Origin of the sequence: Comamonas terrae (assembly GCF_001544075.1) — a bacterium.
Lineage (GTDB): Bacteria > Pseudomonadota > Gammaproteobacteria > Burkholderiales > Burkholderiaceae_C > Comamonas > Comamonas terrae.
In genome coordinates, this window is the sequence record NZ_BCNT01000003.1 from 136,434 (window position 1) to 157,573 (window position 21,140).

General features: G+C 62.0%; 20 protein-coding genes and 1 tRNA gene. 10 read left to right on the top strand and 11 right to left on the bottom strand.

Annotation, left to right across the window (positions count from 1 at the left end):
• Positions 1-4 precede the first annotated feature (4 nt).
• The 8 genes from Cte04_RS03990 to rpsO all read right to left on the bottom strand — a co-directional run bounded on the left by Cte04_RS03990 (position 5) and on the right by rpsO (position 6,170).
• Positions 5-484 (bottom strand): NuoB/complex I 20 kDa subunit family protein, encoded by a 480-nt coding sequence (locus tag Cte04_RS03990; RefSeq protein ID WP_066472408.1) that lies wholly within the window; start codon positions 482-484, stop codon positions 5-7.
• A gap of 22 nt (positions 485-506) precedes the next feature.
• On the bottom strand, positions 507-866 hold the full coding sequence (locus Cte04_RS03995) for an NADH-quinone oxidoreductase subunit A (RefSeq protein ID WP_066472410.1): 360 nt from the start codon (positions 864-866) through the stop codon (positions 507-509).
• Between the two features lie 74 nt (positions 867-940).
• Positions 941-1,025 (bottom strand) — tRNA-Leu (locus tag Cte04_RS04000).
• Positions 1,026-1,146: 121 nt separating this feature from the next.
• Entirely contained in the window at positions 1,147-1,530 is a 384-nt protein-coding gene (secG, locus tag Cte04_RS04005; protein WP_066472414.1) for a preprotein translocase subunit SecG, read from the bottom strand.
• Positions 1,531-1,587: 57 nt separating this feature from the next.
• On the bottom strand, positions 1,588-2,334 hold the full coding sequence (gene tpiA, locus Cte04_RS04010; protein ID WP_066472422.1) for a triose-phosphate isomerase: 747 nt from the start codon (positions 2,332-2,334) through the stop codon (positions 1,588-1,590).
• Positions 2,331-3,338, bottom strand: a complete 1,008-nt coding sequence (locus tag Cte04_RS04015) for an NAD(P)H-quinone oxidoreductase (RefSeq protein WP_066472425.1) — start codon at positions 3,336-3,338, stop codon at positions 2,331-2,333. Before Cte04_RS04015 ends, tpiA begins: the two co-directional genes overlap by 4 nt.
• A 114-nt stretch (positions 3,339-3,452) precedes the next feature.
• Entirely contained in the window at positions 3,453-5,699 is a 2,247-nt protein-coding gene (pnp, locus tag Cte04_RS04020; RefSeq protein WP_066472427.1) for a polyribonucleotide nucleotidyltransferase, read from the bottom strand.
• A gap of 204 nt (positions 5,700-5,903) precedes the next feature.
• Positions 5,904-6,170, bottom strand: a complete 267-nt coding sequence (gene rpsO / locus Cte04_RS04025) for a 30S ribosomal protein S15 (protein WP_011804393.1) — start codon at positions 6,168-6,170, stop codon at positions 5,904-5,906.
• 616 nt (positions 6,171-6,786) lie between these two features.
• Between rpsO and Cte04_RS04030 the strand changes: the two genes are divergently transcribed.
• The 9 genes from Cte04_RS04030 to Cte04_RS04070 all read left to right on the top strand — a co-directional run bounded on the left by Cte04_RS04030 (position 6,787) and on the right by Cte04_RS04070 (position 17,554).
• A complete protein-coding gene (locus tag Cte04_RS04030; protein ID WP_083526495.1) occupies positions 6,787-7,374 on the top strand; it encodes a GspH/FimT family pseudopilin in 588 nt (195 codons plus the stop codon).
• 54 nt (positions 7,375-7,428) lie between these two features.
• The gene (locus Cte04_RS04035) at positions 7,429-8,013 is read left to right on the top strand and encodes a GspH/FimT family pseudopilin (RefSeq protein WP_174522891.1); all 585 of its coding nucleotides are present in this window, start codon (positions 7,429-7,431) and stop codon (positions 8,011-8,013) included.
• Positions 8,001-8,657, top strand: coding sequence for a type IV pilus modification protein PilV (gene pilV, locus Cte04_RS04040; RefSeq protein ID WP_083526496.1), 657 nt, complete (start codon positions 8,001-8,003; stop codon positions 8,655-8,657). Before Cte04_RS04035 ends, pilV begins: the two co-directional genes overlap by 13 nt.
• 2 nt (positions 8,658-8,659) lie before the next feature.
• Positions 8,660-9,592 (top strand): PilW family protein, encoded by a 933-nt coding sequence (locus Cte04_RS04045; protein WP_066472437.1) that lies wholly within the window; start codon positions 8,660-8,662, stop codon positions 9,590-9,592.
• Between the two features lie 18 nt (positions 9,593-9,610).
• The gene (locus tag Cte04_RS04050; protein ID WP_066472440.1) at positions 9,611-10,378 is read left to right on the top strand and encodes a pilus assembly PilX family protein; all 768 of its coding nucleotides are present in this window, start codon (positions 9,611-9,613) and stop codon (positions 10,376-10,378) included.
• 92 nt (positions 10,379-10,470) lie between these two features.
• Complete coding sequence (locus Cte04_RS04055) at positions 10,471-14,010, top strand: pilus assembly protein (RefSeq protein WP_066472443.1); 3,540 nt, start codon at positions 10,471-10,473, stop codon at positions 14,008-14,010.
• Positions 14,011-14,041: 31 nt separating this feature from the next.
• Positions 14,042-14,515: a type IV pilin protein gene (locus Cte04_RS04060; RefSeq protein ID WP_083526498.1), complete on the top strand. Its 474-nt coding sequence runs from the start codon at positions 14,042-14,044 to the stop codon at positions 14,513-14,515.
• A gap of 21 nt (positions 14,516-14,536) precedes the next feature.
• Positions 14,537-15,646: a bifunctional diaminohydroxyphosphoribosylaminopyrimidine deaminase/5-amino-6-(5-phosphoribosylamino)uracil reductase RibD gene (ribD, locus tag Cte04_RS04065; protein WP_066472446.1), complete on the top strand. Its 1,110-nt coding sequence runs from the start codon at positions 14,537-14,539 to the stop codon at positions 15,644-15,646.
• A 108-nt stretch (positions 15,647-15,754) separates the two neighbouring features.
• Entirely contained in the window at positions 15,755-17,554 is a 1,800-nt protein-coding gene (locus tag Cte04_RS04070) for a phospholipase D-like domain-containing protein (protein WP_083526527.1), read from the top strand.
• Here Cte04_RS04070 and Cte04_RS04075 read toward each other — a convergent pair.
• Positions 17,514-18,560, bottom strand: coding sequence for a tRNA dihydrouridine synthase (locus Cte04_RS04075; RefSeq protein ID WP_066472449.1), 1,047 nt, complete (start codon positions 18,558-18,560; stop codon positions 17,514-17,516). The genes Cte04_RS04070 and Cte04_RS04075 overlap by 41 nt on opposite strands.
• Positions 18,561-18,833: 273 nt before the next feature.
• Between Cte04_RS04075 and Cte04_RS04080 the strand changes: the two genes are divergently transcribed.
• Positions 18,834-19,376: a hypothetical protein gene (locus tag Cte04_RS04080; protein WP_066472452.1), complete on the top strand. Its 543-nt coding sequence runs from the start codon at positions 18,834-18,836 to the stop codon at positions 19,374-19,376.
• Between the two features lie 7 nt (positions 19,377-19,383).
• Here Cte04_RS04080 and Cte04_RS04085 read toward each other — a convergent pair whose 3' ends face one another.
• Together Cte04_RS04085 and Cte04_RS04090 are read right to left on the bottom strand one after the other, a co-directional pair.
• Positions 19,384-20,544, bottom strand: coding sequence for a methyltransferase (locus Cte04_RS04085; RefSeq protein WP_066472457.1), 1,161 nt, complete (start codon positions 20,542-20,544; stop codon positions 19,384-19,386).
• Between the two features lie 72 nt (positions 20,545-20,616).
• Positions 20,617-21,138 carry a GNAT family N-acetyltransferase gene (locus tag Cte04_RS04090; protein WP_083526499.1) on the bottom strand — a complete coding sequence of 174 codons (522 nt, stop codon included), beginning with the start codon at positions 21,136-21,138 and terminating at the stop codon, positions 20,617-20,619.
• Positions 21,139-21,140 lie beyond the last annotated feature (2 nt).

Below are 21,140 nucleotides of genomic sequence, written 5' to 3' on the forward strand. Positions count from 1 at the left end.
CCCTTTAAACGCGAGCGATGGTGTGGGTACGGCGGATCTTCTGCTGCAGCTGAATGATGCCGTAGATCAACGCTTCCGCTGTCGGAGGACAGCCGGGCACATACACATCCACCGGAACAATGCGGTCGCAGCCGCGCACCACCGAGTAGCTGTAGTGGTAGTAGCCGCCGCCGTTGGCGCAGGAGCCCATGGAGAGCACCCAGCGCGGCTCGGACATCTGGTCATAGACCTTGCGCATGGCCGGAGCCATCTTGTTGCACAGCGTGCCGGCAACAATCATCAGGTCCGAGTGACGCGGGCTGGCGCGGAACACTTCCGAGCCGAAGCGGCCGATGTCATAACGCGCAGCAGCGGCATGCATCATTTCCACGGCACAGCAGGCCAGGCCGAACGTCATGGGCCAGATCGACCCTGTCTTGGCCCAATTCACCACCGTGTCGTAACTGGTGGTGATAAAGCCTTCCTTCATCACGCCTTCGATCATCGTGTCACCTCAGAGAAGCCGTTCATTCCCAATCCAGGGCGCCTTTTTTCCACTCGTAGGCAAAGCCCACGACCAGAATGGCCAGGAAAATCAGAACGGCAACGAAACCCGCACCGCCGACTTCCTTGAGCGCAACGGCCCAGGGCAGCAGGAATGCGATTTCCAAATCAAACAGGATGAACAGAATGGCGACGAGGTAGTAGCGCACGTCGAACTTCATGCGCGCGTCTTCAAAGGCCTCAAAGCCGCATTCGTAAGGGGAATTCTTGGCAGCGTCAGGACGGTTGGGACCGAGGATGTAACCCAGGGTCAGGGGCACAACGCCCACCGCCATGCCAATGAGAATGAACAATAGAACGGGAAGGTACTGATCGATGTTCATCGTGTGGGCCTTGTGTGAAAGACATGCCCTACAGATCACTGCCTGATCAGCAGGGCAGGCTTTTAGTTATGTGTTGGTGCCGTCGGCGAGACTCGAACTCGCACAGCTTTCGCCACTACCCCCTCAAGATAGCGTGTCTACCAATTCCACCACGACGGCTTCGCCTCAAAGTCCGGCAACCTCGGAAACCTTCATTGCAAAGATTTTGATCCCCAGACAATCCCTAGATTCTACCCTGAAAAACACGGTGCTTCCGAAGTTCGCCAGGGTTTTCTTTTAATTATTTGGTGGGAATCTGCGCAGCACCCTCGGCCCCGGCGGCCGGTGCTGCAGGCACGTCGCCAGCAGCAGGCTGAGCGGGAGCTGCGGGCGCGGCAGGCGCCGTCACCGCGGCGCCTTCCAGCAGGCTGCCGGAGCTCACCGGGCGCGAGTTGCCCAGGTAGGCCAGCGCCAGAGTGGCCACGAAGAACACCGAAGCCAGCACGGCCGTGGTGCGCGACAGGAAGTTGGCGCTGCCGGAGGCGCCGAACAGGCTGCCGGAGCTGCCGCCACCAAAGGATGCCCCCATGTCCGCACCCTTGCCGTGCTGGATGAGGATCAGGCCGATCATGCCCAGTGCTGCAAGCATCTGGACCGCGAGAATGACGCTGGACAAAACGTTCATAAGAAACCCTGTAATCGTATAAGTGCCGCTGCCCGGCCCGAAGAGGCCGGCAAGCCTTTATTGAGCTGCAGCAACAATGGTCAAGAAATCGGCCGCCTTGAGGGAAGCACCTCCCACCAGGCCGCCATCGATGTCGTTCTGGGCCAGCAACTGGGCCGCATTGGCGGCATTCATGCTGCCGCCGTAGAGCAGCGGCACGCGGCCGGCATGCTCGGTTGCCGCAGCCAGCTGCGCACGCAATACGGCATGCACCGCCTGCGCCTGCTCGGGCGTGGCCGTCTTTCCGGTGCCGATGGCCCAGACAGGTTCGTATGCCACGACCAGTTCGCTCACGCAGGGGCCGACCTGATGGATCACGGCCGCCAGCTGGCGCTTGACCACGGCTTCGGTCTGGCCCGCCTCGCGCTCCTGCAGCGTCTCACCCACGCAGACGATGGGCGTGACGCCCTTGGCCAGCGCGGCTTGCGCCTTGGCCGCCACCACGGCATCGGTTTCGCCATGGTACTGGCGGCGCTCGGAATGGCCGACCAGCGCATAGCGCACGCCGAACTCCTTGAGCATGGCTGCCGAGACTTCGCCGGTGAACGCGCCCTGCTCGTGCTGCGACACGTCCTGCGCGCCGATGCCGATGGAGGAACCCGACAGCTCGACCTGCAGCTGCGCCAGATAGACGGCAGGCGCCGCCACGGCCACACCCGCCTTGCCGCCTGCGGGCAGCCCCTGCTTGAGGGCCTGCAGCAAGGCCGCGTTGGCAGCCAGGCTGCCGTTCATCTTCCAGTTGCCGACAATGAGTTTTTGCTTCATTTTTCCCAGGTCAAAACGATTTTTCCGGTGTGCTGGCTCGACTCCATCAGCGCATGGGCCTGCGCCGCGTCGGCTGCATCGAATTCGCGGTAGATGGCGGGACGCACCTTGCCGGCCTCGATCATGGGCCAGACATGGCGGCGCAGCGAATCGGCGATCGCGGCCTTGAACGCCACGGGACGCGGCCGCAGCGTGGAGCCGGTGATGGTCAGCCGCTTGCGCAGCACCAGTCCGGCATCCAGTTCGGCCTTGATGCCGCCCTGCACCGCAATGATGACCAGGCGGCCGTCGGCTGCCAGGGATTGCACCTCGCGCGCCACATAGCTGCCGGCCACCATGTCGAGAATGACATTGACGCCCTCGCCCGCGGTGATGCGCTGCACCTCCGCGACAAAGTCCTGCGTCTTGTAGTTGATCGCATGGTCGGCGCCGAGCTTGAGGCAATCCTCGCACTTGGCATCCGAGCCCGCCGTCACGACGACTTGCGCGCCCCAGGCCTTGGCGATCTGGATGGCCGTGACGCCGATGCCGCTGCTGCCGCCCTGCACCAGCAAGGTCTCGCCGGGCTGCAGGGCACCCCGGTCGAACACATTGCTCCAGACCGTGAAGAAGGTCTCGGGCAGCGCCGCAGCCTCGACATCGCTCAGCCCCTGCGGAACGGGCAGGCATTGCGGCACGGGCGCCACGCAGTACTGCGCATAGCCGCCACCAGCCACCAGGGCACAGACCCGGTCGCCCAGCTTGAAGCCGGCCTTCGCCATGGCAGCCTCGTCGCCGGCCACGATGACGCCCGCCACCTCCAGGCCCGGCAGATCCGAAGCGCCGGGCGGCGGTGCATAGTGGCCCTTGCGCTGCAGAACGTCCGGTCGGTTGATGCCGCTGGCCGCCACGCGAATCAGGACTTCGCCCTCGGCGGCCACGGGCATGGGGCGCTCGCCCATGCGCAGCACCTCGGGCGCACCGAAAGCGGTGATCTCCACCGCACGCATTGTTGCTGTATCCATGTAGCAGACCTTTGGCGACTATGAAACAAATACGGCTGCAGCGCTTGCCCAGCAAGCGCAGGCAGCTATCAAAACAATGGCGGAGCCAGCCAATCGGCCGGCTCCGCACCTTGCTTATTGCTGTTGCTGCTGTTGCTGCTCGTCGGCGTTGCCGCGGCTTTCGCGCGGCTCGCGCGCTTCACGGGGCTCGCGATTCTGGCGGGGAGCACGCTCGCGGTACTCACGGGGTTCGCGCGGCTCGCGGGGTTCACGCTCGGGCATGCCGGCGGGACGCTCGGTCAGCGCCTTCATCGACAGCTTGACGCGGCCCTTCTCGTCGGTTTCCAGGACCTTGACCTTGACGACCTGGCCTTCCTGCAGGTAGTCGGCGACCTTTTCCACGCGCTCGTGGGCGATCTGGCTGATGTGCAGCAGGCCGTCCTTGCCGGGCAGCAGGTTGACCAGCGCGCCGAAGTCCAGGATCTTGGTGACCGGGCCTTCGTAGACCTTGCCGATTTCGACTTCGGCCGTGATCTCCTCGATGCGGCGCTTGGCTTCGTCGGCCTTGGCACCGTCGTTCGACGCGATGGTGATGGTGCCGTCTTCGGCGATGTCGATCTGGGTGCCGGTCTCCTCGGTCAGCGCACGGATGGTGGCGCCGCCCTTGCCGATCACGTCGCGGATCTTCTCGGGGTTGATCTTCATCGTGTACAGCTTGGGGGCGAACGACGAGATCTCGGCCTTGGCCTCGCCCATGGCTTCCTGCATCTTGCCCAGGATGTGCATGCGCGCTTCCTTGGCCTGGGCCAGGGCGACCTGCATGATTTCCTTGGTGATGCCCTGGATCTTGATGTCCATCTGCAGGGCCGTGATGCCGTTGGTCGTGCCGGCCACCTTGAAGTCCATGTCGCCCAGGTGGTCCTCGTCACCCAGGATGTCGGTCAGCACGGCGAAACGGTTGTCTTCCTTGATCAGGCCCATGGCGATGCCGGCCACGTGCGCCTTCATGGGCACGCCGGCGTCCATCATGGACAGGCAGCCGCCGCAGACCGAAGCCATGGACGAGGAGCCGTTGGACTCGGTGATTTCCGACACCACGCGGATGGTGTAGGGGAACTCTTCCTTGGAGGGCAGGCAGGCGGCCAGCGCACGCTTGGCCAGGCGGCCGTGGCCGATTTCACGGCGCTTGGTCGAGCCCATGCGGCCCACTTCGCCGGTGGCAAAGGGAGGCATGTTGTAGTGGAACAGGAAACGGTCCTCGAATTCGCCGGCCAGCGCATCGATGCGCTGCGCGTCGCGCTCGGTGCCCAGCGTGGAGACCACCAGCGCCTGGGTTTCGCCGCGCGTGAACAGGGCCGAACCGTGGGTGCGGGGCAGCACGGAGTTGCGGATCTCGATGGGACGCACGGTGCGCGTGTCGCGGCCGTCGATGCGGGGCTCGCCGGCCAGGATCTGCGAACGCACGATGCGGGCTTCGATCTCGAACAGCAGGCCTTCCACCTTGACGGCATCGAATTCCACACCCTGCTCGGCCAGCGCGGCCTTGACGCCGGCATAGGCTTCGCGGCAGGCTTGCGTGCGGGCCTGCTTGTTGCGGATCTGGTAGGCAGCGCGCAGCTTTTCTTCGGCCAGTTCGGTGACCTTGGCGATCAGGGCCTCGTCCTTGGCGGGCGGGGTCCAGTCCCAGACGGGCTTGCCGCCTTCGCGCACCAGATCGTGGATGGCGTTGATGGCGATCTTGCCTTGCTCGTGGCCGAACACCACGGCGCCCAGCATCACGTCTTCAGGCAGCTGCAGGGCTTCGGACTCCACCATCAGAACGGCAGCTTCGGTACCGGCGACCACCAGATCCATCTGCGAATCCTTGCGCTGGGTCTGGCCGGGGTTGAGCACGTATTCGCCATTGATGTAGCCCACGCGTGCGGCACCGATGGGACCGTTGAACGGGATGCCGGACACGGCCAGCGCGGCCGAGGTCGCGATCATGGCGGCGATGTCGGCGTCCACTTCGGGGTTCAGCGAGATGGTGTGGATGACCACATGCACGTCGTTGTAGAAGCCCTCGGGGAACAGCGGGCGGATCGGGCGGTCGATCAGGCGGCTGGTCAGGGTCTCGAGTTCGCTGGGCTTGGCTTCACGCTTGAAGAAGCTGCCGGGAATCTTGCCGGCGGCATAGGTCTTCTCGATGTAGTCCACGGTCAGCGGGAAGAAATCCTGGCCGGCCTTGGCCTGCTTGGAACCCACCACGGTGGCCAGCACCACGGTGTCGTCCATGTTCACGAGCACGGCACCCGAAGCCTGGCGTGCGATCTCGCCGGTTTCCATGGTGACCGTGTGCTGGCCCCATTGGAATGTCTTGGTCACTTTGTTGAACATCGTCATATTGACTCCTTGTTGGATAGCTGGATGCGCACATCCAGTCTGTGTTTGGAGCACAAACAGAACACGATGCCATTCCAGTGCTGCGCTAAGTGCTATAAATAATGCAGCATTGGAATGACACAGCTTCGCTCTGTCTTGCACTCTCCGAAGTAAAAAACGCCTGAGCTAGCGGGCTAACTCAGGCGTTTCGATCTCTCACCGTGCTTACTTGCGCAGGCCCAGCTTGGCGATCAGTGCGGTGTAACGGTCAGCGTCCTTGGCCTTCAGGTAGTCCAGCAGCTTGCGACGGCGGCTCACCATGCGCAGCAGGCCGCGGCGACCGTGGTGGTCCTTGGCGTGCTGCTTGAAGTGGGGAGTCAGTTCGTTGATGCGAGCGGTCAGCAGAGCCACTTGCACTTCAGGGCTGCCAGTGTCGTTGGCAGAGCGTGCATTGGCCTTAACAACTTCGGCCTTCACGGAGGAAGCGATCATTTGGTTTTCCTTAGGATTTGGCGCCCGCCAGGGGACGCCTTGGTTACTTGCGCCAAGACTGGAAAGGCCTCGGCGTGCGTCTTGCACCATGCAAAACCCGAGGATTATAACAAGAGCCGAAATTCCTCTGCACCACGAGCAAAGCCGTCGTTCAATCCCCGGGGGCATGCCAAGGCAAACCCTGATTTTGCAGACCCTACTCCCCACCACAATGAACGCCATGAATGCCAGAGAGGGTTCCCATGCACCAACCCACCACTCTTTCTCGCCGCAGAGCCATTTATGGCCTGTTAGCGCTCTCCGGTTTGACTGCACTGCAACCGGCTCAAGCCCGCAAAAGCAGGGCCAGGCATCCTACTGGTGAAACTGCCGGCAGTTCACGCGTCAGGATACAAGGCACCCGCAGCAGTTCCGAAGAAACCAGTGCGGAGCGGGATCGACGGCTCTACAGGGAATGCCAGGGACGCCCGAATTCGGGTGCCTGCGCAGGTTACACGCAAGCGCCACCGAGCCGACGGCGTTAAGGCCGAACAGCCCCGGCACCATTCATCTGCCGCCAGAGGCCGCCTATCCGAAACGGACACCGGCCTGCCGACGGCAGGCCTACCATCGGCGCATGCTGCGCCCCTCCGCCTTTTCTCAACGCTCCCTCTCCCGCCTCATTCGCGGATTCACTGCAATTGAACTCATGGTGACAGTGGCCATCCTGGCCATCCTGGCTGCATTGGCAGCCCCAAGCTTCACGCCGCTCATGGAGCGCTGGAGAGTTCGGCAAATTGCCGAAGAATTGCAGTCCACCTTGTATTACGCACGCTCGGAAGCCATCAAGCGCGGAGGAAATATCACTATCGCCCGCCACACCTCGGGCAGCGATTGCAGCGACATCAGCACCAGCCCGGCGCTATGGAATTGCGGCTGGACGGTATTTTTCACAGCTCCCGGCACCACCACAGCAACTGCATTGCAAGAAGCACCTGCGCCTTCCCGTTCCCGCATCGAGATCAGGGACAGCCAGGACAACGCCCTCGGATCCGACTCGCCCATCAGCATCGACCGCTGGGGACAAATCACTCTTAGCAGCAATGCCAGCTTCGACTTCCTAATCTCTCCAGAAAACTCCAGCAGCACCCACACCGCCAAGCTATGCATCTATGCCGGCGGCCGCATCAAGAGGCTTGATACCGGCAGCAATTCCTGCAGCTAATACACAGACTAGCTTTTTTCATCGATTTCTTGCTGTTATTGAGGAGGTACAAGCATGTATAGCGCTACTTACTTTCCGTCTCACCACCACTTGGTGAGGATAGGCAGTCATGGAGTCACCAGTATCGAATTACTGATCACCTTGGCCATATTGGGGGTGCTGGCCGCACTGGCTGCGCCCGGCTTCAAGCCATTGATAGATCGCTGGCGTATCAGACAGGTTACCGAAGGGCTCAAAGCCGCACTGTATTTCGCACGCTCGGAGGCCATCAAACGAGGTGGAAACATCACCATTCAAAAACTTCCCAATAAAACTGGTAACTGCAACACAGCCATCGACACCAGTGATTGGGATTGCGGCTGGCTTGTTTGCCTAGACAGCAATAACGACGGCACTTGCGCCGCCAAAGAAGTTGTTTTGCAACGCTACGACGCCCCTGCCAATGTGCAAATCACTCGCACCAGCGGCTCGGCCAGCATCAAGTTCAACCGCTGGGGCTTGGTCGATGGCAAGTGGCCAGGTTTTAGCCTTGTTCCAATGAACCAATCAACGATGAATCCGGCAGCTCTAGGCCTCTGCATGAGTTCCGGCGGACGCATTCGCGTCATCCCCCCAGAAGCTATCCCATGTTCCCCATGAAAACCAGATTTCCATACCGCCAACGCGGCATCACGCTGATCGAGTCCCTGATCGCAATTGTCATTGCAGCCCTTGGAATTCTGGGCATTCTGGGAGTACAGATGCGCACGCTGACTGATACCCAAACCACAGTGCGCCGCGCTCAGGCCATTCGACTGATTGAGGATTTAAGCGAACGCATGAAGGTCAACCCCAATGCTCTGGCCGACCTCAAAGCCTACACCTCGGCTTTCAGCGATCAGCCTGCAATAGGTGATTGTCAGACCAAGGCCTGTACCCATACTCAACTGGCCGCATACGACTTGGGCCTTTGGAAGCAAAGCGTCGCCAACACACTCCCTCTGGGTCAGGCCAATATTTTTCTGGCTCCTGGCGAAAGTGTCGACGCCAATCGCCGCCAATTAGGCGTCATGATCAGCTGGCGCGAAAACGAAAGAGATATTTCCAATACAAGCGACAAGGCTCTTTACAAAAACAACATTGACGCCACAAAAGTCCGTGCCGCCGATGGAACTCTCAGCTCTGGCTCCGACCAATCCTGCCCCACTGATCATACCTGTCATCTGCAATACATATCGGTTGCAGCACGCTGCGCACCATATTTAGGTGGCGGCACCACACAGTTTTTCTGCCCGGGAGCCTGATCATGCGCTTAAAGACTAATGCCATTCATGCATCTGCCAAGCGCCTTGGCAAGCATTCGCAACAAGGCGTCACCTTGCCGGAGCTCATGGTCGGCATTGCCGTGGGCTTGCTGGTTGTCGCCGTGGCTATGGGCGCACTCATGGCTTCGCGAGGGATATCAGGAACCGTAAGTGATGCTACCGGCATTCAGCAGCAGGCGTCCTATACCATGCGCACGATCGGTCAGCAACTGCGCCAGGCGGGGTCACTCTACCTCAACCTCAACCCCAGCAATGTTTCAGTGCAAGACACAGCCGTTGCCGCAGCGACTCCGGTTGCATTTGAGGCTTCTGCAACTGCATCAGGTTCGGGCAACACCTTCACTCCAGCCACCGACACACTGACAGGTACCGACACCACACTGACTGTGGGCTATCGCCGCTATGCGGAAACCGTCTTCAGCAGCACCTCCACCACACCCACCCTGCAATCCTTGATGCGCAATTGCCTGGGTGGCCCAGCCGACACCAGTACCGACCAACGCCTGGAGAGCATTTTCACGTTCAACAGCAGCAACGGAACACTACAGTGCGCTGGCAATGGTGCAGCAGCCCAACCTATCATGCAGAACGTTGCCGATTTCCAGGTTCGCTATCTGCTGCAGGACAACACGGCGCTAGGCGACACCAAAATCCAATACCTTACCGCTGGTGATGCAGTTAACGGCAATTGGGGCAAGGTACAAGCCGTCGAAGTCTGCCTTGTACTCTACGGCGACGAGCCTCTTGACCTCCCCCTGGGCAGTAGCTACACAGGCTGCGGCAACAACGTCGATCCCAGCAAAAACAAAATCGATATGACAACCCTCACTGGATCGAGAGCGCGTCGCATGCACATCGCCTTTCGCAATGTCTTTCAGCTGCGCAGCCAGGGCTTGATAGGCACTGTGCTTTAAACCTTTCAAGAAAAAGACATGCAACGCATGCCATTTAGCTATTCCAAAAAGACTCAGCGCGGCGTTGCGCTGTTCGTCGTCATCGTGTTCGTCATGCTGTCCATGCTGCTGGCTCTTTGGGCATCTCGTACTTCGCTGTTCAATGAAATGGTGGTGGGCAATGATGCCGATTACCAGCGAGCCTTCGAAGCTGCTCAGGCTTTGCTGCAGGATGCCGAGCTGGATATCCGCGGCGAAAACGCGGACGGCAGCAGTTGCACCGGCAGCAACGATGCTTGCCGCACGGCCACGGCCGAAAAGATCCCGCTGGAGGCCAAGGATGTGGGCCCTTTGCTGTCCATGCTGACAGACCAGGATCCGGCCGCAACAGCACGCACCACTGAAATGAAGTCCACTTTATGTGGCCATGGTCTCTGCGCCAAGCGCGCAGATAAGCAGGATTTCTGGAACGATTCCGCTACGCTGGCACTGATGACGACACAAAGCGTGGGCGCGCGCTATGGTCAGTACACGGGAGCCGCCGCAGGCAGCAGCGATAAACCCGCCAACCCCATACTGTCGGACACCAGTGCCAACAATCGTGGCGGCTGGTACTGGATAGAAGTCCTGCCCTATGACGAAAGCAGCAAGACCTCGGGTCTCATTGTGGGCAATACCAACAATTTGCTGCCGCTCAACCTGACGCCCAGCGTGGTGTACCGCATCACCGCCCTGGCCTACGGGCGCAAGCCCAGCACGATAGTGGTTCTGCAGCAGACCTATGCCCAGCAAAAGCGCAAGGATTAGGACAGCCCCTCCACAAAAGTAGCCATAGACACCGATGCCAGGCATTGGTGGCCTATTTCTTGAATAAACAGAATCACACCAGAGGAGAAGCCGTGCACCACAATACTCCCCCTCGCTTTCGCAAGACTCTATTTGCTCTGGCCGCTGGCGCCGCCATGGCACCTCACGCCACCTGGGCCTTGGACTTGACGCAGGCACCTCCCGGCACCAAAGAGCCCTATGTAGCGCCGAACGTGATCATCTCGATCGACGATTCGGGCAGTATGAATTTTCGCTTGAATGAATCGACCGGAAGCCCCGCTGCGGATACTACGATCAAGGCTCCAAACCCAACAACGGGAGCCTGGGACGTCAGGGCTCCACGTGTAAACATCCTCAAGTACGCGCTCAATCAAGTTTTCAATGACACCAGCCTGCTGCCAGACAATAAAATTCGCCTAGCTTGGCAGGCCATGTGGAATAACGGCAAGTCACCCAATGCTGCGAATGTAGACAGCGCCAACATGAATGAGAATTCGATGCGCGTCCTGCAAGGCACACATCGCACGAATTTCCTCAATTTCGTCAACAAAATAACTCCCGGCAACGGTACTCCCACCCATCAAATGTTCAGCCAAGCCGACAGCTATATGCGTCGCAACCTTGGCACAAACAGTCCCTGGGCTTCTATTCCCGGAACTACCGGCGCTCCTTATCTTGGATGCCGTCGCAACTATCACATCATGTTTACTGATGGACGTTGGAACGGCACGGTTTCCGGCGGCTCGCAGGACAGCAATAGCCAAGACATCACCTTGCCCGACGGCACGCTCTATGGAAGCAAAAGTGCTGCCAGCCGGCCCAATAACCAACTCTATAGCGATACCTATGCCAATACCCTGGCAGATTGGGCCTTCTACAGTTGGTCCAAACCGCTACAGACATCGGGACTGACAGGTGCTCCACAGCCAAACGCCGAATACCGCAAAGCACCTGCGACGGAAACTTTCGGCAAGGACAGTGCCGGCAGAGATGCAACGCTCGATAGATACTGGAATCCTCGCTACGACCCCGCCACTTGGCCGCACATGGTGACCTATACCATCGGCATCAGTACGGACGCGACTACTTGGCCAGGGGCCAGTTCTATCAAAGCCCCGACACAGCAAGTGCCATTTGGTTACGACAACAGCTTTCTCAATCTCGCGACTGGCAATCAAAAATGGCCCGACATGAGTACAGGAGAAAACGTTCGGGCACTGGACCTCTGGCATGCCGCACTTAATGGGCGCGGGCGCTTCTATGCGGTGATGACGGGTCAGGATCTGGAAAAGGCTTTCCGTGAAATCATTGGTCAGATTAATACCCAGACCGACCCGGACCTGACATCCACGGCGACTAGCGGTGCCAACAACACACGTATCGACGTGGGCAAGTTCACCGGAGCCTACGAGCCCCTGAATGCCTGGAAAGGCTTCATCACTGCCGAGACCGTGCAAATTGATGGCACCACCGTGCCATCCTCTAGCTGGGGTGGCAAAAACACGGCTGACAAATTGGATGCCATAGCCAACCTGGATAGCCGCCTGGTCCTGAGCTGGAGCGACCAATGGAACAATAACGGTTACAAGGGAGGGGTCGCATTCCGCTGGAACGACAACGGCACGAGTTATCTGAGCACTGCACAGAATGCGCTGCTGGGCCTCAATACCAATGCCACCGGTGTAACCATGGCGACCAACGGCCAGAACAAGCTCAATTACATCCGCGGCGACCGCACCCTCGAAGGCTCGGACTCCTCTGGATATACCGCAGCCAAACCGTTTCGCGAGCGCAAGAGCCGCCAGGGCGACATCATCAACTCCGTGATTTGGTATACGGGAGCGCCCGCGAGCAACTATGCCCTCAATGGGTATGCGGCTTTCACGAGGAGCAACGCCTCTCGCGCAGCCATGATTTACGTGGGTGGAAATGACGGCATGCTGCACGGTTTTTCCGCCGCCGATGGCAGCGAAAAACTCGCCTATGTGCCGCGCGGCGTCATTCCCACCTTAAGCCAATTGACCGCCCCTGCGTTCAACAGCACGCATAAATACTTCGTGGATGGCTCTCCCATGACCGGCGACGTAGACCTGGGAACAGGCAGTCCGGGCGACGACAGCTATACCCCGGATTGGCGCACCTTGCTCGTAGGAACACTGGGCGCTGGCGGCAAAGGCTATTTTGTGCTGGATGTGACCAACCCTGCGGCCTTTGCAGAAAGTAATGCCCAACAACTGGTCAAGCTGGATCGCACCCGCGGCTCGACGGAAGCAAACCCCGACTGCAACCAGGCAACGATGAGCACAGCACAAAAAACGGCGTGCAACGCTGCTCTAGAGGAAGACAAGGATATAGGCCACATCACCGCACGTCCGGTGCTTGATGAGAACAACCTGATGCGCACGACGCAGATAACGCGCATGAACAACAACCGCTGGGCCGTGGTCATGGGCAACGGTTATAACAGCGCCAATCAACGCCCGGTGCTACTGATTCAGTATCTGGATCAGAACCGTGAACTGCTTCGCATTCCTGCCACAACAGACGCAGCAGGAACCGGCAAGGCTGCCGACAACGGACTGTCCGCTCCTCGTCTGCTGGACCTCAATGGCGATGACCGCCCCGATGTAGCCTACGCAGGCGATAACCTGGGCAATATGTGGAAGTTCGACCTGACCAGCGCAAACCAAGACAATTGGAGCGTGGCCTTGGGAGGCCAGCCATTATTTACCGCAACGGGCCCAACAGCCCTGAATGCATCCACACGTCCCAATATTCAGTCCATTACTGTAGCTCCCACCGTCCGCGCCAATGACCGCAGCATGATCGTGGGCAGCGGCAGCAATGCCAAAAGCCTGTCCGTAGGAGGCTTGATGGTTGCGTTCGGCACAGGACGGAATGTAACGCAAGACGATCCGAACAGCGTACAGGTGCAGAGCTTGTATTCGGTACTGGACAACACACGCTATAGCAGCGTCGATACATCCCTTGGCAAACGCCTGCAAGTACATCCAGGTGACAGCAGTTGCACCCTGCCCACCAACGGCTGCATCCCAGCGCCCAAAGCACTTGGAACAGGCGTTGTCAACGCCAGGCTGGCCGAACAGAAGATCACCGAAATAGGCAACGGCGATTTTGCCACTGTCGCCGCCAAGGATGCCACCAATGAACTGAACAAGGACACCTGGGCCAATTTCAATGGCTGGTACATGGATCTGCCCGCTGTTGGAGAGCGCCTGCTCAAGCCCATGGAGTTCTACGATGGCAGCAATATCCTGGCCGTGTATTCTCAGGTGCCCGCCAAAGGCTCGAATGTGGATGTCAATGTGGAAAGCTGTGACTCCATATCGGTCGACGAAGAACGCCAGTACCGTACTTTGATCAACATCATGGATGGCAAGCGCCCCTCGGTGCAAATCGTCGACAAAAATGGGGATGGTCTCTACAACGCTAGCGACCTGTTTGTCTCCCGAGTCAAGGTATCCAAAGGCTCGCATACCTTGATCACACAGAAAAACAGAGTCACAGACATCGATACCAAGAACAACAAAGAACTGCTTGCCCGCATGCCTGAACAATCGCTGCGCCCCAGCTGGCGCCAATTGAAGTAAGGGCTAAATCTGCCAGCCAAAGGGAAAATACATGAAACACAAAAACCAAGGCTTTACCCTGATCGAATTGATGATCGTCGTGGCCGTCGTCGGCATCCTCAGCGCCATCGCCTATCCGAGCTATACGGAGTATGTGCGCCGAGGCCACAGGGCTGATGCCCGGGCAGGTCTGCTGCAGGCCCAGCAATGGCTGGAGCGGGCTGCAACCGCAACGGGAGTCTACCCCACGACTTCGGCAGGCATCACCACACTGCCGGCTGCGCTGACCTGGGCTACCGATACAAACAAACAGTACACCATTGGTTTTACTTCCGATGCCCCTCTTAATAACCCTGCTCGGTGTGCTAGCAGCAATAATAGTTGCTTTACATTGATCGCAACCCCCAAGGCTGGAGGGTCTCAGGCAAACGATAAATGCGGCAACTATCTACTGACACATACAGGTCAGCGAGGTAACACCAATCTTGTTACAGGCACGACTTCAGTAGACTGCTGGCGCAAATAGCCTTGCCTTACCATCCAGGGCATGACAGACCATGCCCACTTCATGAACAAAGCGCTTGAGCAGGCCGCCCAGGCGCTTTTTCTTTCTTCGCCCAATCCGCGCGTCGGCTGCGTTCTGGTGGACGCCGACGGCAGCGTGATCGGCCAGGGCTTCACCCAGCAGGCCGGCGGCCCGCATGCCGAGGTCATGGCGCTGCGCGATGCGGCGGCCCGGGGAAATGATGTGCACGGCGCAACGGCCTACGTGACGCTGGAGCCCTGTTCCCACCATGGACGCACGGGCCCCTGCTGCGATGCGCTGATCGCCGCCGGCATCGGCAAGGTTGTGGGTTCCTTGACGGACCCCAATCCGCAGGTGGCCGGCCAGGGCTTTGCGCGGCTGAGGGCGGCGGGCGTGCAGGTGGAGGTCGGCCCCGGCGCCGCCGCATCGCGCGAGCTCAACATCGGTTTTTTCAGCCGCATGGTGCGCGGCACGCCGTGGGTCCGGATGAAGGCTGCCAGCTCGCTCGACGGCGTGACGGCCCTGCACAACGGCCGCAGCCAGTGGATCACTTCGCCCGAGGCGCGTGCCGACGGCCATGCCTGGCGCGCGCGCGCCTGCACGGTGCTGACCGGCATAGGCACGGTGCTGCAGGACAACCCGCGCCTGAACGTGCGCGAGGTGGAAACGCCGCGCCAGCCTCGCGTGGCCGTGGTCGACAGCCAGCTCGAGACACCGCCTGACGCTCATGTTTTGAAAGCACCTAGCGGTTGCCTGATCTACACTTGCAGTACGAATCAATCCAGAATCGAGCAATTGCAGGCGCAAGGTGCTACGGTTATTCATATGCCCAATGCGCAGGGCAAGGTGAATCTGGCCGCCATGCTGCGGGATCTGGCGGCCCGCGGCACCAACGAGCTGCATGTGGAGGCGGGCTTCAAGCTCAACGGCTCGCTGATCCGCGAAGGGTTGGTGGACGAATTCCTGCTGTATCTGGCGCCCAAGCTGCTGGGTACGGCCGGCATGGGCATCGCCAACTTCGGCCCGCTGGACGAGCTGTCCCAGGCGCTGGCGCTGCAGTGGCAGGGCGTGCAGCCGATCGGGCCAGATCTGCGCGTGATCGCACGCGTGCAGGGCCGCGCCGATTTCTGAACCTGCGCCCGCCCCTGCATCCCCAGGCGGCCGGCGGCCCCCAACCTTTGATCCGGTAGCCGCTGCCGTCTGACATTTGCGCCGACCGTCTTGCACTACAACTGCGGCATGCAATTTTCACCTACGGCCTTTCAGTCCCGGCGTTCAACGGATTCGGCGGGGCGGCGCCATGGCCGCATCCGCGGGCTTTTGCTGCGGGCCTGGGTGCTTCCGCTGGTGGTCGCAGCGCCGCTGCTCACGGGCTGCGCGGCGGCGCTGCCCAAGAATGTGGAGCGCCCCGTCTCCACGGCCTATGCCACGCCGCAAGACACCGCGCTGGGCCAGATGGTCGACAAGGCGCGGCCGGCCGCGGCCAAGCCCATGGCGTCGGCCTTTTCGCTGCTGGCCGGCCCGCAAAACGCCTATAGCAGCCGCCTGAGCCTGGTGGAAAACGCCCAGAAAACACTGGATCTGCAGTACTACGCCATCCATGCCGACGAAAGCACGGCCCGGCTGCTGCGCGGCATCGTGCAGGCCGCCAGGCGCGGCGTGCGGGTGCGCGTGCTGCTGGACGATTTTCACAGCACCGGGCCCGATGCCCAGGTCATGCGGCTGGCCTTCGTGCCCAACATCGAGATGCGCATGTTCAATCCGCTGGCGGGCTCGCGCGCTTCCACCATCGGCCGCGCCTGGACCATTCTGACGGACTTCCAGCGCGCCCAGCAGCGCATGCACAACAAGCTGTTCGTGGCCGACAACGTGATGGCCGTGATGGGCGGCCGCAATCTCGGCGATGCCTATTTCGACGCGGCCCAGGACAGCAACTTCGTGGATCTCGACGTGCTGGTGGCCGGGCCTGTGGTCAAGGCGCTGTCCAGCAGCTTCGACAGCTACTGGAACAATGTGCGCGCCTACCCCGTGCAGTCGCTGATCAGCCTGCAGGAGCTGCGCCAGCTCAAGGCCCGCTTCGATGCCGAGGATGCCAGCGCCGCCAGCACGGCCGCCGCAGGCGCAAGGCGCACGCCCGGCAACGCGGCAATCTGGGATGAAAAGCCCATGGACCTGGGCCAGGTGCCATGGGTCTGGGCCCAGTCCGCGGTGCTGGCCGACCGCCCAACCAAGATTCCCGGCGACAGCGAGGAGTTCCACACGGAAGACCGCGGCGATGCGCCTGCCGATGCCGGCGCCGGCCACAACGCCGGCACGCTGCAGCTCAACCACCCGCCGGCCGCCTGGCGCCATGCCGCCGCACCCGTGCTGCAGGCCGATTCGGTGGTGGACGGACTGCTGGCACTGGTGCGCTCGGCCCGCAAGGATTTGCTGGTCGTCTCACCCTACTTCGTGCCCGGGCCGGAGATCATGGCCGCCTTTCGCGCCGCGCGCGACCGCGGCGTGCGCGTGCGCGTGCTGACCAATTCGCTGGCCTCCAACGACGCGCCCCTGGCCCATGCAGGCTATGCGCGCCACCGCAAGGCCCTGCTGGAGATGGGCGTGCAGCTGTACGAGCTGCGCAGCGAGCCCGCCACCATGCGCTCGGCGCTGCGCTCGGGCACCGGTGGCTCCAGCGGCGGCAGCAACGGCGGCTCCACCGGCATCTCTCGCGCCATGCTGCATTCCAAGCTGCTGGTGATCGACGGGCGCCTGGTGGTCGTCGGCTCCATGAACCTGGACATGCGCTCGCAGCTGCAGAACACCGAGATCGCGCTGCTCATCGCCAGCCGCGCCTTCAGCCAGCAGGCCACGGACAGCATCGAGGAGGGGCTGCCCGAGAACAGCTGGCAGGTGGAGATCGACCCGCAAGGCCGGCTCGTCTGGCGCGCGCCGCAGGACAGCGGCCTGGAGGATGCCTACACCGAGCCCGATGCCAGCCTGGGCCTTCGCCTCATGCTCAAGCTGCTGGGTCCGCTGGCGCCGGACAGTCTGCTGTAGCAGGGCTTTCCGGCCACGCCCATTCGCAAGCCAGGTCGCGCTGCGGCAATGCCGCCACCCAGGCACTGATGGCACGCTGGTCGGTCTGGGTGCGGACCTCCTGGTAAGCGGCCTCGGCCTCGGCGAAGCGCCGGCGCATCAGATTCAGCCACTGCTTGAGCCGCCCGGCCCGCTGGCGCGGCTCCAGGTCCTCGCAAACCATCTGCCAGAAACGCTGCACCTGCGGCACCAGCTGCGGCCAGCCTATGGCGGCGGCCTGCGGGGCAGCGCCGCCGCCCTGTCGTGCCACGGCCGCGCGGATGGCCAGCGCCAACCCGGGGTCGGCCACGATGCCGCGCCCCAGCATCAAATCGTCGCAGCCCGAAACCTCGCGGCAGCGCAGTGCATCCTGCACGGTCCAGATCTCGCCGTTGGCCACCACGGGCACGGAAACCGCCTCGCGGATGCGCGGAATTTCCTCCCAGTAGGCGGGCGGCCGGTAACCGTCGAGCTTGGTGCGCGCATGGACCACGATTTCGCAGGCCCCGCCGTCCTCCATGGCCCGGGCGCATTCGATCATCTTCAAGCGGTCGTTGAAGCCCAGGCGCATCTTGGCCGACACCGGCAGCTGGGCCGGCACGGCCTGGCGCACCGCCGCCACCACGCGTGCGATCTGCTCCGGATCCTGCAGCAGCGAGGCGCCGCCGCCATGGCGGTTCACCACCTTGGCCGGACAGCCGAAGTTCAGGTCGATGCCTTCGGGCCCCAGCCGCGCCAGGTTGGCCGCGTTGTCGGCCATGCTGGCCGGGTCCGAACCCAGCAGCTGGGCGCGCACCGGCACGCCGGCCAGCGTGCGGCTGCCGTTGCGCAGCTCGGGCATGGTGCGCAGATACACCTTGTCCGGCAGCAGCGAGCCCGTGATGCGGATGAACTCGGACACGCAGCGGTCGGCGCCGCCCACGCGGGTCAGCACGTCGCGCAGCACGAAGTCAAGCAGCCCTTCCATGGGCGCAAGCAGCAATTTCATTTCTTCACCAGTGGCTCACCTGCGGCGGGCACTTTCCATTTCATTCATCAAAAAAGCCTCAAGCGCTTTCCTGGCAAGCGCATCCAGCTATCTTCTGCATAGCAGCCACAACCGCACCGTTTGCGTTGGCGCAAATTGTGCGCGATGCCGCGCTCCTGGCCAGCCGATAAGGCGCAGATTCACACCGCTGTCATGGTTGTGGCTTGCAATAGCGCTTTCCGCCACCGCTTCCAATGCCACCACCACGCCGCCCGCCGGGCGGCGGCCCTTTCCATGCTGCTGCAGAAAACCGCCAAAGCCCATGAAGAACTTCAGCCCGGCAAGCGCCAGTTGCCGCTGCGCGAGCGCTCCGTGCTGCTGATGGCCGGCGGCAAGACAGTGGCGCAGCTGCAGCAGTTGCTGGGCCAGGAACATGCGGGCCTCGTCCAGGACTTGATCGCCCGCGGCTATCTGCAGGCACAACCGGCCACCCCGGGCGCATCGCCGCGCCCCACGGACCAGGCGGCCCACCCCATGCAAGCGGCCGCGGCCACAGCTGCACCCCACCGGCAGACGCCCCCTCTGGCGGGCACACGCATGTACCTGTTCGACCTGTGCGAGCGCATGTTCGCCAACCGCCACGAGAGCCTGGCGCAGGAGCTGCGCGCCCGGTTGCGCGAAGCGCGCGATCTGCCGGCGCTGCGCAGCGCCGGCCTGGCATTGCTGGATGCCGTGCAGCAGCATGCGGGAGAGGAACGCGCCGCCTTTGTACGCGAGCAGCTGGCGGGCCTGCTTGGGCCCACCCCGGAAACCGAACCGGAAGCCGTGCCAGGCTAGCGGGCCGCTAACGCACGCCCAGCCGCCACAGCGAGGTCACCTCGGCCGCGCGTGCTGCATGCAGGGCATCGCCGCCATCGTGCGCCTTGCCGTGGCGCGGGCGTATATCCTCGCGCCCCAGCACCTGCAGTCCGGCTTCGTCCATCCACGCCAGCAGGTTTTCGCGCGTGCGCAGCTTCAGGTGTTCGGCCAGGTCGGAAATGATGAGCCAGCCTTCGCCGCCCGGCAGCAGGTGGCCGGCCAGCCCTTGCAGAAAGCCGCGCAGCATGCGGCTGTCTTCGTCATAGATGGCCTGGTCCAGCAGGGATGCGGCCTTGCCCGGCAGCCAGGGCGGATTGCAGACGATGAGCCCGCACCGGCCTTCGGGAAACAGATCGGTGCGCAGCAGCTCGGCCCGGCGCTCCAGCCCCAGGCGCTGCAGATTATCCCGGGCGCAGGCCAGCGCCCGCTCGCTCATGTCCGTGGCCACCATTCTTTGCACGCCGCGCCTTGCCAGCAGCGCCGAGATCACGCCCGTGCCGGTGCCGATATCCCAGGCCTCGGCCATGCCGGCCGCAGGCAGCGGCGCGCGGGCCACCAGATCCAGGTATTCGCCGCGCACGGGCGAGAACACGCCGTAATGCGCATGGATGCGTGCCGGGGCGCCGGCATGGGTCCCCAGGGCGGGAATCTCCACGCCTTTCTTGCGCCATTCGTGCGAGCCCACGGCACCCAGCAATTCGCGCAGCGGAACCACAGCCCCCTGGCCCGCGCCGGGCAAACTCCCCCAGGCTTGCTCGCAGGCCTGGCGCCAGTCGGGCGCGCGGCGCAGCGCACAATGCCACTGCGCATCGAACTCGATCAGAATGCCCGAAAGCACGCGCGCACGCTGTGCCTGCGTCTGGCGGTGCAGATGGAAGGCATGGGGAAAGTCGACGGGAGAAGCAGCGGAAGCGGTGGATTTGCCGCGGGACTTCCTGTCCAGCCGGCGGCCCAGGGCCAGCATCAGCTGGCGCGCATTGTGGAAGTCGCCGCGCCATACCAGCGCTGTGCCCTCACAGATCAGGCGGTAGGCCTGATCGGCAGGCATGCTGTCGTCGGCGGCCTGCACTTTTGCGGGCATGGCCGTGGCGCTTTCGCTGCGCCACCAGGCCTGGTGCGGCAGGCCTTGTTCCTGCCACTGCAGCAAGGTCCAGGCCGGTACGGATGAAGACTCTGTATTCACGGCAAACCTTGCTGCGAACGCCACCGGGTGGCGCGGTTAGTTGAGAGGACGCTTGAGGCGGACTTCTTCGATCTTGATGCTGCCGATGACGGCGGTCTTGGCCGTGGACATTTCACGCTTGAAGCCGGCCATTTCATGGAAGCGCAGCGCGCGCTCGTTGCGCAGCGGCACCCAGGCGGTCACGTTGGTGCAGCCTTCTTCCAGCAGGCCGTCGCGGGCCGCATCCCACAGCGCCACGCCGACGCCCTGGTTCCAATGGGTGGGCGCAGCATAGATGGCCCAGATCTCGCCAGTGGTCTGGCGGGACTTTTCATCGCGCGAGCGGTCGAAGCCGACAAAGCCCACGATCTTGTCGCCATCGATGGCCACCTGGACCTGGGGCTCGCAATATTCAATGGCTTCGCGCCAGTATGCCTGGCGCTTTTCAACCGACGACATCGATTTCAATTGATCGTCGGGAACCAATCCTCGGTAAGCCTCCAGTGCGGAAGCAGTATGGATTTGGGCAATCGCTTTTGCATCGCGAAGAGTGGCGGGACGAACCTGGATACTAGACATGG

Bases quoted from the DNA above. Each gene is read 5' to 3' on its own strand.
- Cte04_RS04035 (WP_174522891.1), top strand. From the start codon at position 7,429: ATGTATAGCGCTACTTACTTTCCGTCTCACCACCACTTGGTGAGGATA.
- Cte04_RS04015 (WP_066472425.1), bottom strand. From the start codon at position 3,338: ATGGATACAGCAACAATGCGTGCGGTGGAGATCACCGCTTTCGGTGCG.
- pilV (WP_083526496.1), top strand. From the start codon at position 8,001: ATGTTCCCCATGAAAACCAGATTTCCATACCGCCAACGCGGCATCACG.
- Cte04_RS03995 (WP_066472410.1), bottom strand. From the start codon at position 866: ATGAACATCGATCAGTACCTTCCCGTTCTATTGTTCATTCTCATTGGC.
- Cte04_RS04050 (WP_066472440.1), top strand. From the start codon at position 9,611: ATGCAACGCATGCCATTTAGCTATTCCAAAAAGACTCAGCGCGGCGTT.
- ribD (WP_066472446.1), top strand. From the start codon at position 14,537: ATGACAGACCATGCCCACTTCATGAACAAAGCGCTTGAGCAGGCCGCC.
- Cte04_RS04060 (WP_083526498.1), top strand. From the start codon at position 14,042: ATGAAACACAAAAACCAAGGCTTTACCCTGATCGAATTGATGATCGTC.
- secG (WP_066472414.1), bottom strand. From the start codon at position 1,530: ATGAACGTTTTGTCCAGCGTCATTCTCGCGGTCCAGATGCTTGCAGCA.
- Cte04_RS04030 (WP_083526495.1), top strand. From the start codon at position 6,787: ATGCTGCGCCCCTCCGCCTTTTCTCAACGCTCCCTCTCCCGCCTCATT.
- pnp (WP_066472427.1), bottom strand. From the start codon at position 5,699: ATGACGATGTTCAACAAAGTGACCAAGACATTCCAATGGGGCCAGCAC.
- Cte04_RS04075 (WP_066472449.1), bottom strand. From the start codon at position 18,560: ATGAAATTGCTGCTTGCGCCCATGGAAGGGCTGCTTGACTTCGTGCTG.
- Cte04_RS03990 (WP_066472408.1), bottom strand. From the start codon at position 484: ATGATCGAAGGCGTGATGAAGGAAGGCTTTATCACCACCAGTTACGAC.
- Cte04_RS04080 (WP_066472452.1), top strand. From the start codon at position 18,834: ATGCTGCTGCAGAAAACCGCCAAAGCCCATGAAGAACTTCAGCCCGGC.
- rpsO (WP_011804393.1), bottom strand. From the start codon at position 6,170: ATGATCGCTTCCTCCGTGAAGGCCGAAGTTGTTAAGGCCAATGCACGC.
- Cte04_RS04045 (WP_066472437.1), top strand. From the start codon at position 8,660: ATGCGCTTAAAGACTAATGCCATTCATGCATCTGCCAAGCGCCTTGGC.
- Cte04_RS04070 (WP_083526527.1), top strand. From the start codon at position 15,755: ATGCAATTTTCACCTACGGCCTTTCAGTCCCGGCGTTCAACGGATTCG.
- Cte04_RS04090 (WP_083526499.1), bottom strand. From the start codon at position 21,138: ATGTCTAGTATCCAGGTTCGTCCCGCCACTCTTCGCGATGCAAAAGCG.
- tpiA (WP_066472422.1), bottom strand. From the start codon at position 2,334: ATGAAGCAAAAACTCATTGTCGGCAACTGGAAGATGAACGGCAGCCTG.